The sequence below is a fragment of the uncultured Duncaniella sp. genome (genome assembly GCF_910578445.1).
Taxonomy (GTDB): domain Bacteria; phylum Bacteroidota; class Bacteroidia; order Bacteroidales; family Muribaculaceae; genus Duncaniella.
Window position 1 is genome coordinate 36,785 of sequence record NZ_CAJTQC010000003.1, and the last position, 17,666, is coordinate 54,450.

The 17,666-nt window shown below is 50.9% G+C and carries 15 protein-coding genes; 7 read left to right on the top strand and 8 right to left on the bottom strand.

The annotated features are described in order from the left end of the window. Positions 1-89 precede the first annotated feature (89 nt). Both QZ311_RS02610 and QZ311_RS02615 read left to right on the top strand, forming a co-directional pair. The gene (locus tag QZ311_RS02610; protein ID WP_297063590.1) at positions 90-2,006 is read left to right on the top strand and encodes an LptF/LptG family permease; all 1,917 of its coding nucleotides are present in this window, start codon (positions 90-92) and stop codon (positions 2,004-2,006) included. A gap of 47 nt (positions 2,007-2,053) precedes the next feature. Continuing rightward, complete coding sequence (locus QZ311_RS02615) at positions 2,054-3,295, top strand: bifunctional 3,4-dihydroxy-2-butanone-4-phosphate synthase/GTP cyclohydrolase II (protein WP_297063592.1); 1,242 nt, start codon at positions 2,054-2,056, stop codon at positions 3,293-3,295. A gap of 103 nt (positions 3,296-3,398) precedes the next feature. On the opposite strand, the gene crcB is transcribed toward QZ311_RS02615, so the two are convergent. The 3 genes from crcB to QZ311_RS02630 are packed head-to-tail and all read right to left on the bottom strand — an operon-like array spanning position 3,399 to position 5,417. Beyond that, positions 3,399-3,779 (bottom strand): fluoride efflux transporter CrcB, encoded by a 381-nt coding sequence (crcB, locus tag QZ311_RS02620; RefSeq protein ID WP_297063594.1) that lies wholly within the window; start codon positions 3,777-3,779, stop codon positions 3,399-3,401. A gap of 24 nt (positions 3,780-3,803) precedes the next feature. Then, entirely contained in the window at positions 3,804-4,496 is a 693-nt protein-coding gene (locus QZ311_RS02625; protein ID WP_297063597.1) for an ATP-binding cassette domain-containing protein, read from the bottom strand. Between the two features lie 27 nt (positions 4,497-4,523). Continuing rightward, a complete protein-coding gene (locus tag QZ311_RS02630; protein ID WP_297063598.1) occupies positions 4,524-5,417 on the bottom strand; it encodes a zinc ABC transporter substrate-binding protein in 894 nt (297 codons plus the stop codon). A 327-nt stretch (positions 5,418-5,744) separates the two neighbouring features. Between QZ311_RS02630 and QZ311_RS02635 the strand changes: the two genes are divergently transcribed. The 5 genes from QZ311_RS02635 to QZ311_RS02655 all read left to right on the top strand — a co-directional run bounded on the left by QZ311_RS02635 (position 5,745) and on the right by QZ311_RS02655 (position 10,790). Next, positions 5,745-7,289: a glycine--tRNA ligase gene (locus QZ311_RS02635; protein ID WP_297063600.1), complete on the top strand. Its 1,545-nt coding sequence runs from the start codon at positions 5,745-5,747 to the stop codon at positions 7,287-7,289. A 98-nt stretch (positions 7,290-7,387) separates the two neighbouring features. Next, positions 7,388-7,966 (top strand): LemA family protein, encoded by a 579-nt coding sequence (locus QZ311_RS02640; protein ID WP_297063602.1) that lies wholly within the window; start codon positions 7,388-7,390, stop codon positions 7,964-7,966. A 9-nt stretch (positions 7,967-7,975) separates the two neighbouring features. Then, positions 7,976-8,527 carry an FKBP-type peptidyl-prolyl cis-trans isomerase gene (locus QZ311_RS02645; RefSeq protein ID WP_297063603.1) on the top strand — a complete coding sequence of 184 codons (552 nt, stop codon included), beginning with the start codon at positions 7,976-7,978 and terminating at the stop codon, positions 8,525-8,527. Between the two features lie 4 nt (positions 8,528-8,531). Beyond that, complete coding sequence (gene tgt / locus QZ311_RS02650) at positions 8,532-9,662, top strand: tRNA guanosine(34) transglycosylase Tgt (protein ID WP_297063604.1); 1,131 nt, start codon at positions 8,532-8,534, stop codon at positions 9,660-9,662. Positions 9,663-9,719: 57 nt separating this feature from the next. Beyond that, a complete protein-coding gene (locus QZ311_RS02655) occupies positions 9,720-10,790 on the top strand; it encodes an LptF/LptG family permease (protein ID WP_297063605.1) in 1,071 nt (356 codons plus the stop codon). A gap of 142 nt (positions 10,791-10,932) precedes the next feature. Here the strand turns inward: QZ311_RS02655 and QZ311_RS02660 are convergent, their stop codons facing one another. The 5 genes from QZ311_RS02660 to sppA form a co-directional block, all read right to left on the bottom strand. After that, complete coding sequence (locus tag QZ311_RS02660; protein WP_297063606.1) at positions 10,933-12,180, bottom strand: hypothetical protein; 1,248 nt, start codon at positions 12,178-12,180, stop codon at positions 10,933-10,935. Between the two features lie 264 nt (positions 12,181-12,444). Next, on the bottom strand, positions 12,445-13,476 hold the full coding sequence (gene thiL / locus QZ311_RS02665; RefSeq protein ID WP_297063804.1) for a thiamine-phosphate kinase: 1,032 nt from the start codon (positions 13,474-13,476) through the stop codon (positions 12,445-12,447). An 81-nt stretch (positions 13,477-13,557) separates the two neighbouring features. Further along, on the bottom strand, positions 13,558-14,370 hold the full coding sequence (locus QZ311_RS02670; protein WP_297063607.1) for a purine-nucleoside phosphorylase: 813 nt from the start codon (positions 14,368-14,370) through the stop codon (positions 13,558-13,560). Positions 14,371-14,461: 91 nt separating this feature from the next. Next, entirely contained in the window at positions 14,462-15,535 is a 1,074-nt protein-coding gene (gene lpxK / locus QZ311_RS02675) for a tetraacyldisaccharide 4'-kinase (protein ID WP_297063608.1), read from the bottom strand. Between the two features lie 81 nt (positions 15,536-15,616). Continuing rightward, a complete protein-coding gene (gene sppA, locus QZ311_RS02680) occupies positions 15,617-17,398 on the bottom strand; it encodes a signal peptide peptidase SppA (protein ID WP_297063610.1) in 1,782 nt (593 codons plus the stop codon). Positions 17,399-17,666: the final 268 nt, after the last annotated feature.

Here is a 17,666-nt window from a genome sequence, read left to right on the forward strand (position 1 = left end):
CACCAAGCGGATTGCATGGCGGACGTTGTTAAAAGCATACTCTTTATATAACCATACCCCAATCATAACCCGCCAATACAGTCACAGCTATGTTACGCATCAAACGCATGGACATCTTCATTCTTCAGAGCTTTGTTCCTCTGTTCATGATGACGTTCTGCATCTGTCTATTCATAGTGCTCATGCAATTCCTGTGGCGTTACATTGACGAACTTGTCGGCAAGGGCCTTGGTGTGGATGTCATAGGTGAACTGTTCTTCTATGCCGCACTGACCATGATTCCGATGGCTCTTCCGCTCGCCATACTTCTCGCCTCGCTTATGACTTTCGGTAATCTCGGCGAGCAGTTTGAACTTACAGCCATGAAGGCGTCGGGGATTTCGCTCCTCCGCACCATGGCTCCGCTTATCGTGCTGATGGTCTGCATTGCCACCGGCGCGTTCTTTTTTCAAAACAACGTGCTTCCGGTTGCTCAGACAAAGATGTGGACTCTGCTCTATTCCATGCGGCAGAAATCGCCGGAGCTTGAAATCCCGGAGGGTGTGTTCTACGACCAGATTCCCGGCTACAATCTGTTTGTGCAGGAGAAAAACCGTGAGACTGGCGTGCTCTACGAGGTGATGATCTACGACGTGTCAAAAGGTTTTGAAAACTCGTCAATAATTCTTGCTGACTCCGGAAAAATGTCGATAACCCCCGATAAGACCCACCTGTTTCTTCATCTCTGGCACGGCGAGTCGTTTGAAAACCTCAAGGATGCCGGGGCCGGCAATATGAAGAATGTGCCTTATCGCCGTGAGTCGTTTGCAGAGAAGGAAATCATGCTGAAGTTCGATTCCAATTTCAACCGTATGGACGAGCAGGGAATGCGCAACCAGTATGTCGGCAAGAACATGGCCGAGTTGCAGGCGACAATTGACTCTGTGGGCGCACGCGTCGACTCGCTTGGCTCATCCTATGGCACAGCGCTCAGGGAATATCCATATATGGGCATACATGCCTATCAGACCCGGGTCGACAGCGGCAAGACCGTCAAGACACGCAGGCCTGATGTGGCGATTGCGAAACCGGTCAACGTCGACTCTGTTCTGCGTGGTTCGTCGTCAGGTGTAAGGCTCAGTTATCTGACCCAAGGTCTGGCCAAGGCTCAGCGAATGCGTCAGGAATATGAGTACAAGAGCATCGCAATGGCCGATGACCTTAAAACAATGAGACGTCACGCCATAGAGCTGCAAAAGAAGTTCACGCTTTCGTTTGCCTGCATAATATTCTTCTTTATCGGTGCTCCGCTGGGCGCTATCATCCGCAAAGGCGGCCTCGGAACTCCGCTTGTCATCTCCGTGTTCCTGTTCATATTCTACTATATTATCGACAACATGGGTTATAAGCTTGCGCGTGACGGTAAATGGGAAGTTTGGGAAGGAATGTGGCTGAGTGCTGCTGTCCTTCTGCCGATGGGCGTATTCTTCACATATAAGGCTGTCAATGACTCGGCTGTGTTCAACAAGGATGCCTATCTGAATTTCTTCCGTAAATTCTTTGGCGTGAGCGAGGTGCGTCATGTCGAGATGAAGGAGCTTGTGATGGAAGATGTCGACCCGGTAGTGGCGGTGCAGCGAATGGAGGCACTGAAACTTGAGGTGGCGGCATATCTTCAGAAAAATCCAGCCCGGCAGGGCTATCGTGATTATTGGCTTCACGGCTATGACCGCGACGAGCTCCACCGTCTTCGCGATACGATTGAAAACAACGTCGAGTATCTCTCCAATTCCAGAGAGAAGATGGTTGTGCTTAAGCTGATGGATTTACCTGTGTTGAGAAGCCTGTGGTTTCAGCAGCCATCGACAAAAGCTTGGCTTTCGTGGACGATGATGGCTCTGTTCCCGGTCGGGTTGCCCGTCTGGTTCTATGGCCGTAAAACCCAGCTCAGGCTGCGCGACGAACTGGCCACGGTCTCAAAGGTGGCCGACCAGCTCATCGAACTTATAGCTCCGAAAATAGACTGACTCCAGTTGCCAAATAAATTTCAACCTGTTGAAAAACCTCCTAAACGATGGAAAATAATATAAAGTTAGATACAATTGAAGAGGCTCTCGCTGATTTCCGCGAAGGCAAATTCGTGATTGTGGTCGATGACGAGGACCGCGAAAACGAGGGCGATTTGATTATCGCTGCCGAGAAAGTCACCCCTGAAGCTGTGAACTTCATGATAACCCATGCGCGCGGTGAGCTTTGTGCTCCCGTGACCATTTCACGTTGCAAGGAGCTTGGTCTGCAGCATCAGGTTCAGGACAACACCTCGATGCTCGGCACTCCGTTCACAGTGACTGTCGATTTGCTTCCGGGCTGTACGACCGGCGTGTCGGCCCACGACAGGGCTGCGACCATACGCGCTCTTGCCGACCGCTCGGTGACTCCCGATATGTTCGGACGTCCCGGACACGTGCATCCGCTCTATGCACAGGATGCGGGTGTGTTACGCCGTGCCGGCCACACCGAGGCTGCAATTGACCTTGCAAGACTGTCGGGCATGTATCCGGCAGCTTCGCTCATCGAAATTCTCAATGAGGACGGCACAATGGCACGTCTGCCTCAGTTGCGCCGTAAAGCTGACGAATGGGGGCTGAAACTGGTGTCCATCCGCGACCTTATCGCCTACCGTCTGCGCACCGAATCGCTCGTCGAGGAAGGTGTGGAGGTCGATATGCCTACCGCCTACGGACATTTCCGTCTCATCCCATTCCGCCAGAAGAGCAACGGGCTTGAACACATAGCTCTGATCAAGGGCGATGTCAGCGGCGACGATGCCGTGCTTGTGCGTGTGCATTCCTCATGTGCGACTGGCGACATCTTCGGGTCGATGCGTTGCGACTGTGGCGAACAGCTTCACAAAGCGATGGAGCTTATCGAGAAGGAAGGCCGCGGTGCTATCGTCTATCTTAACCAAGAGGGCCGAGGCATAGGACTGATGGAGAAAATCAAGGCTTATAAACTTCAGGAAGAGGGCCTCGACACGGTGGACGCGAATCTGCATCTCGGCCACAAGGCCGACGAGCGCGATTATGGTGTAGGTGCATCAATTCTCAACCTTCTCGGCATACGTAAGATGCGGCTCATCACCAACAATCCTGTCAAGCGTATCGGTCTTGAGGGCTATGGGCTCGAAGTTGTCGATAATGTCGGTATTGAAATCGCCCCGAACCGCTACAATCTCCGCTACATGCTCACCAAGCAGCAGCGCATGGGGCATAATCTTCACATGAACGACACCACTGACCCGAATAAGGAGATATGATATAGTACGAATCGTATAATATGAAACATAACGCTGCCACGCGTGTCCGAATCGTCTTCGGTATGTGTGGCAGCGTTATGTTTTTCTGTTCCGTCGGGAAATGTCAGAGAGTCCGGGCTATCCAGTGTCCGGCATACGCGAGAAGAAGTCCTACAGTGAAACTTGCTCCCGCATAAAGCGCGAGAGCTGGAAATTCCGACGAATCGAAAAGCATGTAGTTTTCGTGAATGAATGTGGAAAAGGTTGTGAATCCTCCGCAAAACCCTACCGTAAGGAATATTTTCATGTCCTGCGGGATATTTGCGCCTCGGTCTACAGCACCGTATATCAGCCCGATAATAAGGCAACCGACCACATTTACTGCAAACGTCCCCCAAGGAAACAATGTCGCCCCGAACAGCGATTGCACCCATCGCCCGACAAGATAGCGGGCCACACCGCCGAGGCCGCTTCCGGCTGCTATAAACAGGATGGTTTTCAGCATATCGACATCAGTTATTCACCCGGTTCAGTCATCACAGTCATAGTGTACGTGGTGGTGTGCGGAGTGGCATTCGGTCAGCGTATGGTCGATGATGAGATGGCGGTTGGCCATTCCGGCTATGGTCGACATTTCGTGTGACACAAGCAGTAGGGTAGTGGTTTTTGCGAGTTCGGCCACGAGGTCGTAGATATAGTGTTCGAAACGTTTGTCGACATAGCTCAGCGGTTCGTCGAGCACGAGCAGTTTCGGACGCGAGATGATGGCACGTCCGAGCAGGGCACGTTGCAGCTGTCCGCCCGACAGGTTGCCGATGCTTGCCTTGGCATGGCTGTCGAGTCCCATAAGGCGTGTTGTTTCTTCGACCCGGCTCTTTACTTCTTGGGCCGGCAGGTGTTCTCCGATGAGGCCTGAGGCTATCACTTCCTCGACATTGATCGGGAAACGTGAGTCAATCAGATTCTTTTGCGGAAGATAGCCGATTGAAAGTTCGTCGGCCGGTTTGCCGTCGCGATAATATGTAACACTTCCTTCCGTCGGTTTCAGCAATTTGAGGAGTATGCGGAGCAGGGTGGTCTTTCCTCCGCCGTTAGGGCCTGTTATGGCAATGAAATCGCCTTGACGGACATCGAAATTGATGTCGGTCAAGGCTGTTTTACCTTCCCATCGCTTGGATATGTCGCGCAGGGATATGATTATCTCGTTTCCGTTTGGTTTCATTGATGAGTCAGGAGTGGATTTTCATGCTTATTCGGCAATACTGTCGGTCGCAGCGATGGCATCGGCGATTGCTGTAATTTCCTTTTCCCAATCGTAGGACAGAGGATTGATGTTGACTTTTGTTAGACCGAGCTGCGAGCTGAGCGCTTCGGCCTGCCGGCTGTCAAGGTCTTTCTGGTAGAAGAAAATTTGTGCCTTGTGCTCGGCTGCATGGTCGATTGTCTCTTTCAGTGTGCCCATTGCCACTTCTTTGTTGTCGGCATTGCCTGCGGTAATCTGTTCGAGTCCGTAGTCGCGGGCGAAGTAGCTGAGCGATGGATGCCACACCATGAATGCCTCCCCTTTGTGGGGCGCGAGCCTGATTGCCAGTTCATTGTCGAGCGAATCGAGTCTTGCTGCGAAACGGTCGTAGTTGTTGCGGTAGTAGTCGGCGTTTGAAGGGTCGATTTCGGTCATGGCGATGAGCATGTTCTTGCTGATTATCTTCACGTTTTTGACCGATGTCCATGTGTGCGGGTCAATCACGTCGTGTGTGATGCCGCCGTGGCTGTGAGTCCCGGTGACAGGAATCACACCAAGCGAAGTGTTGAATATAGGCAGGTCAGGGTTCTCGCTGTGCACTTTGTCGAGGATTGCGGCCTCAAAGCCGATGTTGCCCATGCGCAGGAATCCTATCGACTTTGTGAGGTTGATGATATGGTTGACCGATGGATCAAACGTCTCCGGATTCGCGCCGTTGGCTATGAGTGTGCGTATCTCCACGCGGTTGCCTGTTATCTGTTCCAGTATATATTTCTGAGGCTCGATGCTGACGGTGACAATGGGTGTGTCGTGAGTGGTGGCCGTGCATGCGACCAACAGGCCGAGCCATGCGGCTAAACTGACTATGATGGGAAGGAAAAATATATTATTGGATTTCATCTTTATTACTTAAAAATTGCCCTTATGTGAGTTATATAACGCTCTTATTGCATAAATATTTGCAAATATAAGCAATTTTTAGCAATTCCGCCTCATTTGTTAAGAAAAATTTTCATTTTATAGCCTAATTATTTCCTCTCCTATAAGTATCATAGTTCGTTTTGTAATGGCATGAATCGGCTGATTTTGACGAATTTCTGAGGCATCGGGGTGAGAGGCGTGGTATAAGTGGCTGTGATTCGATTTTTTTTATTAACTTTGCACATTCCAAGAGGATTAACTCTCTCAGAAATCAGAATATCATTCATTTCCATTACATAAACCGAAATGGCAACACAAGAAGACGTTTTTAAGAAAATAGTAAGCCATGCCAAGGAGTATGGTTTCGTGTTTCAGTCAAGCGAGATTTACGATGGCCTTTCAGCCGTCTATGACTACGGTCAGAACGGCGTAGAGCTCAAAAACAACATCAAGCGCTATTGGTGGGATTCGATGACCCTCCTCCATGAGAACATCGTGGGCATCGATTCTGCTATCTTCATGCACCCGACAATCTGGAAGGCTTCGGGCCACGTCGACGCTTTCAATGACCCGCTGATTGACAACAAGGATTCTAAGAAGCGTTACCGTGCCGATGTGCTCATCGAGGAGCAGATCGCCAAGATTGAAGAAAAAATAGAAAAGGAAGTGGCCAAGGCCGCCAAGCGTTTCGGCGAAAGCTTTGACGAAGCTATGTTCCGCCAGACAAATCCCCGTGTGCTCGAACACACCGCAAAGCGCGACGCTCTCCACGAGCGCTTCGCTACGGCGATGAACGACGGCAATCTCGACGAACTCCGCCAGATTATCATCGACGAAGAAATCGTCTGCCCGATTTCAGGCACAAAGAACTGGACAGAGGTGCGTCAGTTCAACCTCATGTTCAAGACCGAGATGGGTTCGACTGCCGATGGCGCTATGACCGTCTATCTCCGTCCTGAAACAGCTCAGGGTATCTTTGTCAACTACCTCAACGTCCAGAAGACCGGCCGCATGCGCATACCCTTCGGCATCGCACAGATCGGCAAGGCGTTCCGTAACGAGATTGTTGCCCGTCAGTTCATCTTCCGCATGCGCGAGTTCGAACAGATGGAAATGCAGTTCTTCGTGCGCCCCGGCACTGAGATGGAGTGGTTCAACAACTGGAAGCAGTTCCGTCTGCGCTGGCACAAGGCGCTCGGCCTCGGCGACGAGAAGTATCGCTACCACGACCACGAGAAGCTCGCCCACTATGCCAACGCCGCGACCGACATCGAGTTCCAGATGCCTTTCGGCTTCAAGGAAGTCGAGGGTATCCACTCTCGTACCAACTTCGACCTCTCGCAGCACGAGAAGTTCTCCGGCAAGAAAATCCAGTATTTCGACCCCGAGCTCAACGAAAGCTACACACCCTATGTCATTGAGACATCAATCGGTGTTGACCGTATGTTCCTCAGCGTCCTCTGCTCGTCATACGAGGAGCAGGAGCTTGAAGGCGGCGACAAGCGAGTGGTTCTCCACCTCCCCGCGCCTCTCGCGCCTGTGAAGTGTGCCGTGATGCCGCTCGTGCGCAAGGACGGTCTGCCCGACAAGGCCCGCGAGATTGTCAATGAACTCAAGTTTGATTTTGCCACACACTACGAGGAAAAAGACTCTATCGGCAAGCGTTACCGCCGTCAGGATGCAATCGGCACACCCTTCTGCATCACTGTCGACCATCAGACTCTCGAGGACAACACCGTCACTCTCCGCGAACGCGACTCGATGGAGCAGAAGCGCGTGAAGATCGAGGATCTCCACAAGCTCATCCACGACGAAGTGTCGCTCAACGCACTTCTTCGCAAGCTCGCTTAATACAGACCGGATATTGACCGAATATCATAAATGCAGGGATGCGCTCAGGCGTGTCCCTGCAATCTCAAAAAACAAATCACTCCTTCAACTCCCCTAAAATGAAAACTTTCAAACTATTATTGCTCATTGTCTGCATGCTTCCGATGCTGTCGTCATGTAACTATAACTCTCTTGTAGAGAAAAAACAGGGTGTCGAGCAGTCATGGGCCGAGGTGCAGAACCAGTATCAGCGCCGTGCCGACCTGATTCCGAACCTTGTAGCGACAGTCAAGGGCTATGCCACACATGAGAGCGAAACACTCGAAAAGGTGACTCAGGCTCGTGCGGCGGCTACTTCCGTCAACATCAATGCCGAAGACCTCAACGAAGAGACCCTTGCCAAGTTTCAGGCAGCGCAAAATCAGCTGACCGGTGCACTGAAATCGCTTCTTGCTGTCTCTGAAGCCTATCCCGATCTTAAAGCTAACGAGAATTTCCGCGACCTTCAGGTGCAGCTCGAAGGCACTGAGAACCGCATTGCCACTGCCCGCGGACGTTACACTCAGGTTGTCGCTGACTACAACACTTCAATCAAGAAATTCCCTACAAATATCTATGCCGGATGGTTCGGTTTTGAGTCTCAGCCTCAGTTCAAGGCCGACGAGTCGGCCCAGCGTGCCCCCGAAGTGAAATTCTAAACTACGCCGATGTCTAAATTCAGATTACTATTTACCGTATTTCTCCTCGCAAGCCTTGGAGCTGTCATCACAACCTCATGCAATGACGATGATGTATGGAACGATTATAAGGAATGGCGTATAGCCAACGAGGAATTCTTTGACGAGCAGCGCTTCATGATGGAAGACGGCGAAAACGTCTATCAGACCGTTACTCCGTCGTGGAATCCTTCAGCCCAGATTCTCATGCGTTATCTCAACGACCGCAGTAAGACCGAGGGAAATCTCACTCCGCTGCTGACTTCGACTGTAGATGTCAAATATATCGGACGTCTGTATAACGGCGTTGCGTTCGACTCGTCATACACCAACACCGACAGCATCTTCACCACCACACCCGGTTCGGTGATTCAGGGCTGGACAATCGCGCTCATGAACATGCGCGTCGGCGACAGCGCCCGCATCGTTATCCCTTATAAGCTTGCCTACGGTTCGTCAGGTTCAGGTGCGATTCTGCCTTATTCGACGCTCGTGTTCGATGTGAAGCTTGTCGATATACCTTACTACGAAGTGCGTCCCTGATAATATGGATTTCAAGTTAGAAGCTACCGCACCGGGCTCTGCCGCCCGCGCCGGTGTCATCACGACTGACCACGGAGAGATACGCACACCGATTTTCATGCCTGTCGGCACTCTCGGAAGTGTGAAGGCTGTTCATCAGCATGAGCTGCGCGACGATATCAAGGCACAGATTATCCTTGGTAACACTTATCATCTCTATCTCCGCCCCGGCATCGAGATTCTTGAAAAAGCCGGAGGTCTCCACAAGTTCAACGGATGGGAGCGCCCGATTCTTACCGACAGCGGCGGCTTTCAGGTGTTCTCTCTGTCGGCCAACCGCAAGCTGACAGAGGAAGGGGCTTGGTTCAGGTCGCACATTGACGGTTCGAAGCATCTGTTCACTCCCGAAGGCGTCGTGGATATCGAACGTTCGATAGGCGCTGACATAATGATGGCGCTTGACGAGTGCCCTCCTGGTACGGCCGACTACAGCTATGCCCGCAAGTCGCTCGACCTTACCCACCGCTGGCTCAAGCGCGGCTGGAAACGCTATAAGGAGACCGAAGGAAAGTATGGCTATTCGCAGGCCTATTTCCCGATTGTGCAGGGTGTCACCTATCCCGACCTGCGTCGTGAGTCAGCGAAATTTGTAGCCGACCTCGGTGCTGACGGCAACGCCATCGGCGGTCTTGCCGTGGGCGAGCCTGCCGAAGTGATGTATGACATGATTGAGGTGGTCAACGAGATTCTGCCGAAAGACCGTCCGCGCTATCTGATGGGTGTCGGTACGCCGGCCAATATCCTTGAGGGTATCGACAGAGGTGTCGACATGTTTGACTGCGTTATGCCTACCCGCAACGGCCGCAACGGAATGCTTTTCACCCGCCACGGCATCATGAACATGCGCAACAAGAAGTGGGCCGATGATTTCTCGCCCATTCAGGAAGACGGTCCGAGCTATGTCGACGTGACATATTCGAAGGCATATCTGCGTCATCTCTTCATCGCCGACGAGATTCTGGCGATGCAGATTGCGTCGATACATAACCTCGCGTTCTATCTCTGGCTCGTCGGTGAGGCGCGCAAGCATATCCTTGCAGGCGATTTCAAAGCGTGGAAGACGGAGATGCTTGAATGTGTCACACGCCGTCTCTGATTGCCGCCGTGATTAATATACTGTAATTTTAGAAGCTGTTAAAATCAACGCACCCACGTGAAGATTCTTGACTGGTATATAATCAAGAAGTTCCTTGGAACTTACGTTTTTGCGATTGCCCTCATTCTGGCGATCACAATCATGTTTGACATCAACGAAAAGCTTGATGCCTTTCTTAAAGCACCGTTGAAGGCAACGGTGTTTGACTATTTTCTCAACTTTCTCCCTTATTTTGCCAACCAGTTCAGCCCTCTCTTCACGTTTATTGCGGTGATTTTCTTCACGTCGAAGCTTGCCGATAATTCTGAAATCATCGCCATGCTCTCGACAGGGATGAGCTACCGGCGCTTGCTGCGACCCTACATGGTGAGTGCCACGGTGATTGCTATCGTGACCTATATACTTAGCGCCTATATAATCCCTCCGGCCAATGTGGAGCGAATCGAATATACCAACACGTATGTCAAGAACAAGCGTGTCGATTACGGTACAAATATTCAGCTTCAGGTCGCCAAGGGCGAGATTGCATATATGTCGCGCTACGACAACACGAGCAAGACCGGCTATAAGTTTTCGCTTGAATCATTTGAGGATAAGAAACTCGTCTCGCGTCTGACGGCGCAGACAATACGCTGGGACACTCTTCACCGCTGGACGGTGCGTGACTACATGATACGTGATTTCGACGGACAGCGCGAAAAAATACGTCGCGGTTCACGTCTGGACACCATCATCCCCATTGAGCCTCGTGATTTTCTGATTTCAAAGAACGACCATGAGACCATGACATCTCCTGCTCTGCGCGAATACATCTCGCGTCAGAAAGAGCGTGGAGTGGCAAACATAAAGTCGTTTGAGATTGAAAACCATAAACGCTATGCCATGACCGCGGCGGCGTTTATCCTCACAGTTATCGGAATGTCGCTGTCTTCGCGTAAGATAAAGGGTGGAATGGGTGTCAATATCGGTATCGGGCTTGTGCTCAGTTTCAGTTACATCCTTTTTATGACTGTGACTTCGACCTTTGCAGTTTCGGGCTATACGTCTCCGATGGTGGCGATGTGGATTCCTAATATCCTTTATACAATAATCGCCATCTACCTATATTATAAGGTGTCGCACCAGTAAGACTGTCTCTTTCCTGAGTGACATCAGATAACAGAGTCCGGCCTCACTTCCTTTGGCTTCAGCAAACGATTGCAGATGCCTTAAATGGAAGTGAGGCCTGACTCTGTTATCTGATAAGGATAGTTTTGTCGTCAAGTCTGGTTTACATTCCGAATGTGAGTGTGGTGAGATAGCGTATACCCGGGCCGATGTTGTTCTGTCCGAATGTCAGTGTGATGTAACCGTTGTTCCCTCCAAACCATGTAGCGCCGAGTGAACCCATGGTGTTGTTGACAGAGACAGGCATGCCGTAAGAGGCTACGAGTGAATTGTAGACATTGTTATAGCGTGTAAGGTCATAGACAGGAGTGGAATAGTAGAATGAAGATGCGTCCAGACCTGAATTCCCATAGTAGAGAGCTGCGTCAGTCCAGACATAGTTCAGAGCTGCGACGTTGCGGAGATAGACGATATTGTCGGTATATCCGTCGACATTATAACCGGCGTTGAACAGATAGTCGAGCGACAGGCCTATGGTCGTTCCGAATGTCAGACCGATGACACCGCGTATGACGGGTATGCGGCCGGCCGGTCGCCATCCTCTTGGGGGCATCGGGCGATGATGCGGACGCATCATTGGCGGACGGTGTGGGCGGTGAGGAGGTGCAATCATCGGTGGACGGGATGTCACATGGCCGTTTCCGGGGTGCATTCCGGGGCGGTGACCGTGATTCAGTCCCGGACGGTTGCCATGTTGGTTTCCGGGGCGGTGAGAGCCTGTGTTGTGTCCGGGGCGAGATTCATTAATTCCGGGTCGGCCGCCTGTTGGTCGGTTGTTGTTGCCGGGTCGCATTCCTTCGGGACGGTGGTTGTCTGCAGGACGGTTTCCATGATTCATCCCGTTATTGCCGTTTCCGGGACGGTGCTGGTCATTTATTCCGGGACGTTTATGGTTGTTACCATTGTCAGGGCGGTTGTTATTTCCGTGGTTTGGGCGATTCTGGTTGTTATTTATTCCGGGACGAGTCCCTATGTTATGTCCCGGACGGGTGTTTGAGCCACCGTTGCCGATAGTGCCTTGCTCGGGACGCTTATTATTGCCCGGTCTTTCAGTGATGCCGGGTCGTGTCCCGTTTGATGTGTTGATACCGGGACGGTGGTTTGCAGATCCGTTGTTCCCGGGACGGGTGTTAGGACGGCTGCTGTTATTATTATGGTTGGCGTTTCCTCTGTTTGTGTTGTGGGAGCGGTCATTTCCACGGTTTGGACGCGAATTGTTGTTTGTGCGTTCGAGGTGTCCTCCACGTCCTCCGTTTGTGCCGCCTTCATGTCGGCCTTGAGCTGAAGCCACAGGCATTGCGAGTGCGCCGCATAGGAGTGCCAGCGATATGTTGCGTAGAATTCTTTTCATTGGCTTATGTCAGTTAATGGTAGATAAAATCAGATGTTCTATAGATTGGAGAGATTATTGCTTAAAAGGTTTAACTGTCGTAACCATAAAATAGTTTAAAATTCAGATTAGATAAGATTATCGTAGGAAGTCTGTATAAACTTATAAACTATGGTGGGGTATTGGTGATAGGCGCACCGTTGAAAGAAAAAAACAGAAGCACTGCTTTCAACGTAAAGACATACGCCAGAGCAGTGCTTTTGTTTTTTATGTTTAATTATAATTCTATTGCTGGGTGGCGAGGGGGTTCCAGCCCTGTGCGCGGAGCGGGATTTCTGTCCCGTCGCGTGTGATCATCGCACATCCGAGGTCGGCTTTTGTTATGTGGCCGATTAGTTTGACGCCCGGCAGTTTCTCTATCTGTTCGTGATAGTGGAGAGGGACAGTAAAGAGGAGTTCATAGTCCTCACCACCGTTTAGAGCGGCTGTCACGAGATTCATGCCAAGTTCCTCGGCCATGATGGCTGTCTGATAGTCGATAGGTATGCGGTCTTCATAGACACGGCATCCGACATTGCTCTGCTTGCAGATATGGAGAAGTTCAGAACTGAGGCCGTCGCTGACATCCATCATGGCTGTCGGCACGATTCCGGCCTTGGCGAGCTCTTCGATGATATCGCGGCGAGCTTCGGGCTTTAGCTGTCGTTCGACAAGGTATTCCTTGCCTTCAAACTTCGGAATGAAGTCTTTTTGTCCGGCTGATGCGACTTTCTCGCGTTCGAGTAGTTGCAGGCCCATGTAGGCGGCTCCAAGGTCGCCCGACACACAGATTAAATCGGTGTCTTTAGCACCCGAGCGACTTACGACCTTGTCGGCAGGCGCTTCGCCTATACAAGTGATGGAAATTACCAGTCCCTGACGAGATGAGGTGGTGTCGCCTCCGACGAGGTCCACCCCGTAGATTTCGCAAGCAAGGCGTATTCCGGCGAAAAGCTCTTCGATATGTTCAACCGTGAAACGTTTTGAGATACCCAACGAGACGGTAATCTGCCGAGGTGTGCCGTTCATGGCATAAACGTCTGAGAAGTTTACGATTGCTGATTTATAGCCGAGATGTTTAAGCGGCACGTAGGTGAGATCAAAGTGGACTCCTTCGAGCAGGAGGTCGGTCGTGACGAGGATGTCAGTCTCGCGGTTGCGTAAGATCGCGCAGTCATCGCCGACACCTTTGACGGTTGAGCTGTTGACCGGTTTGAGTCCGGCTGTGAGACGGTCGATAAGACCAAATTCGCCTAATTCGGAAATTTCCATATTGATAGATGTATAGTAGGTGATGATTCGGAATAAGGCCACCGCATGCGGTGGCCTTATAAGTTATGTTGGCTTTCCAGACAGAAATCAGCAGCGGTTGACAAGCTCCTTCATGATTTCGAGGCACTTTGGCTGTGCGATGAGAGCTGCCTGCTGCACTTCCTCGTGGGTCGGGACTTGAGTGACGTCTTTGCCTCCGAGGTCGGTGATGACCGATATGCCGTAGACGCGCATGCCGGCATGGTTTGCGACGATGACTTCAGGGACAGTAGACATGCCCACGCAATCGCCGCCGATGATACGGTAGAATTCATATTCGGCCGGAGTTTCGAATGTCGGGCCGGTAACGCCGACATAGACTCCGTGCATAAGGCGTATGCCTTTTTCTTCTGCAATCTTGTCGGCAAGATTCATGAGTTCCTTGTCGTAGGCGTTTGTCATCGCGGGGAAGCGAGTGCCGAGTTCATTATAGTTCTTGCCACGCAGAGGTGATTCGGGGAAGAGATTGATGTGGTCGGTGATAGTCATCACGTCTCCGACCTGAAACTCTTTGTTCATGCCGCCTGAAGCATTGCTGACAAAGAGGGTGTCGACACCGAGAGCCTTGAACACGCGCACCGGGAAAGTGACCTGTTTCATGTCATAGCCCTCATAGTAATGGAAACGTCCCTGCATCGCGATGACGCGTTTGCTGCCGAGTTTTCCGAAGATGAGGTTGCCGCTGTGGCCTTCGACAGTCGACACAGGGAAGTTGGGGATTTCAGAATATGGGATATAGGTTTTATCGTCCATATGGTCCACGAGCGCACCAAGTCCGGTTCCGAGGATAATGGCGGTTTTAGGCATTTCGTCCACTTTCGAGCGGAGGAAATCTGCTGTCTGCTTGATTTGTTCTAACATGGTTCTTATGATATTGATGATTATAGATTTTCCGGCTGCTTGATAACTATATGCACACGTGTATGATGCGCATTGGGATGCAGTCAGGATACTAAGATTTAAACAAACGGGAATCGCGGATGGTTTTTTCGAGTCCGGAAGTGAAATCAGGCTCTCCGCGGTCAATGAATTCGACTTTGATAGGAACGTAGAAAATCGACTTCTTGAGACGATGGGGATAGTAAGGATTGTTGAGGATGCGGACGGCGTCCTTCTCAGTTGTGACAATGAATTTTCGTTTGCCCTGCATCTGGTCAAACAGGCGAGTGATTTCCTCCATGTCGGAGGAACTGAAGTTGTGGTGGTCGCTGAAACGCCTGAGCTGGACTTTGGCTTTCTGGCGACGCAGAAAACGGACAAACGGTTTGGGATTGGCAACTCCGGTGATAACGAGAATTGAAGTGTCGGCGCTCTGGGCATCAAGCGCCGGGATGTCGGTCACTTCTTCGGGGAAAATCGGGACAAGATGTCCGTAATTATATCTTGAGAAATAGAGTTTCTGATAAGGGAACAGTTTTAGATTTTCTTCAAAGATGCGGTAGTCCATCGCTTTCATGCCGAGCGGACATTTTGTCACAACTACGATTTCGGCTCTGTTCAGTGCACGGGATGGTTCGCGCAGACGACCGTAGGGCAGAAGCTTGTCTTTGAATACCGGACGATTGTATTCGGTGAGTATGACAGAGGCCGATGGCTTGACATATCTGTGCTGGAACGCATCGTCGAGGATAATCATGTCGAGTTTCGGATTGATTTCACGCATCTTTCTGATGCCTTCCGAACGTTTTTCGCATACGGCGAGTGTGATGTCAGGCCCGAATTTTCGGTAGATCTGGTATGATTCGTCGCCGATGTCCTCCGGACGAGATTGCGGTGTGGCAAGCACAAATCCGCTTGTCGAACGTTTATAGCCACGTGAAAGCACACCGATGTTATATCGTCCCAGCATTGAGCTGACGATGTATTCCACGTGTGGTGTTTTGCCTGTACCTCCTACGGCAAGGTTGCCAACGACCACAATCGGGATGTCAAACTCCTGTTGCTTCAGCATGCCATACTCAAACATCTTGTTGCGTATGGCGACTCCCATCCCGTAGAGTTGCGAGATGGGATAGAGCAGAAGCATTGATAGAAATTTGCTGCGAGCCAATTAGTTCCGAGAGTTTGATGTTTGACTGTTTGTAATCAGACGGCGGGAGTGTTGCCGTTAAAGGGTGACATCGACAAAATCCATGCGACACTGGAGAGTCGACATGCCCTTGACGCGCTGGAGGGTCTCGTAGAGCGACGACATTTCTCCGAGTTCATTGCGGACTATCGCAGCCTTGATGTCAGTGCCTGCTGCTTCGATTATGGAAGCATACCATTTCTGTTTGGGATTCGGATAGGTGCTGATGGTGTAGGACTCGACGTTAAGCTGCTTTGCCATTGCCGCTATGGCGGCGTCGAGGCCTCCGAGCTCATCGACAAGTCCGATGCGCAGGGCTTCACGACCGTCCCATACGCGGCCTTCGCCTATTTTCTTGATTGAGTCCTGAGAGATGTGGCGGCCTTCGGCACATCGTTTTGTGAACAGGTCGTAGCCGCGTTCCACATAAGCCTGCATGGCTGATGCCTCGGCAGGGGTCATGGGATCCATTATCGAGGGGAAGTTGCCGTTTGAATTGGTCTTGACTGTTCCGGTGTTTATGCCGAGTTTATCGGAGAGCAGGCGGTGGGCGTTGGGAATCATGCCGAATATGCCGATTGAGCCTGTAAGAGTCACCGGCTGTGCGAAAATCTTGTCAGCTCCGCAGCTGATATAGTAACCGCCTGATGCAGCATAGTCTGCCATTGATACATAGAACGGTTTGCCTGTGAGTTTCTTGAACTGTTCGAGAGCTTCCCATATCTGTTCTGATGCAAATGCGCTTCCACCGGGTGAGTTGACATACATTATAAGGGCGTCGATGTCGTCGTTTTCTGCAAGGTCGAGGATTTCAGGGACCATGTCGGCTGCGACTATGCCGTCGCCACTTTCGTCAGTGATGTCACCGCAGGCATAGAGGATTGCTATTTCTGCCCCCTTGCCATTGCCGACTTTGGTTATATCGGCGGTCTTTGCATAGTCAGAAACAGAGATGTAGTCAACATCCTTGATTTTGTCATGGCCGGTGAGGTCGGCAAGTTTTTGATCGAATTCGTGGCGGTAGACGAGGGCGTCGACGATTCCGTCGCTGACATATTCCTTGGTGTCTTTTGTGAAGATGAAATTGTCGGCCCATTCGTTGACTTTGGTGACATCGACACCTCTCGACTCTGCGATTGTCGAGCTGATGGTCGACCAGATGTTGTCAAGGTAGAGCTGCTGCTGTTCGCGCGACGGTTCGCTCATATTGTCAAGAATGAAGGGCTCGACGGCGCTTTTGTATGTGCCGACTTTTACAACCTGCACATCAACTCCTATTTTCTCAAGAAATTTGTGGAAGAAAAGGGTTGTTGCAGACAGACCTCTGACATCGACAGAGCCTATCGGATTGATGAAAAGACTGTCGGCGGCGCTTGCAATGTAGTAATCACCCTGTGTGTATGAATCGCCATAGGCATAAATCCATTTGTCGGGAGCTGTCTGTTTGAACTTGTGGAGAGATTCGATTATAGCAGCGCGCTGCGCAAGTCCTGCGGCCGATCCGGAGCAGTTGATGACAATGCCTTTGATACGGTCGTCGGTCGATGCGGCTTCGATAGAGCCTGTAATATCAGAGAGAATGGTGATTCCTTTATCCTCTTCCTTGATTATGGACATGAAGTCGATTTTGGGCTGGCGGTCGAGGATTGAGCCGGAGAGGTCGAGCCGGAGTATAGAGTTGTCCTTTACGTCAACAGTGGATGAGCCTGCGGAACGGGCGATAGCCGCTGCGGCTACAATAAAAATACCGAAGATAGCCAGCAGCAGAGAAAACCAGATGCCGGCAAGCGTAGCGAGAAAAGAGATGAAAAATTTTTTCATTCCGAATAAGTTGATGTGAATGATTGATAACGCTAAAACTCTACAAAATTACGACATCGCTTCGTCAATAACAAATTTTTTGCCTAATAATAAACATGTAACAGAAATACGGATGTAAATCTTCAGCCGTAAAGAACAATGGGTGATAACACCCTCTAAGGCTCGACGACGGCATGCGGTTGGGAGATGGTAGTGTAGTAAATGTAAAAACTGATACTTTTTTAACAAAGATATGTCAAATGTGTAAAAATCACGGTTTAGGGGTCGA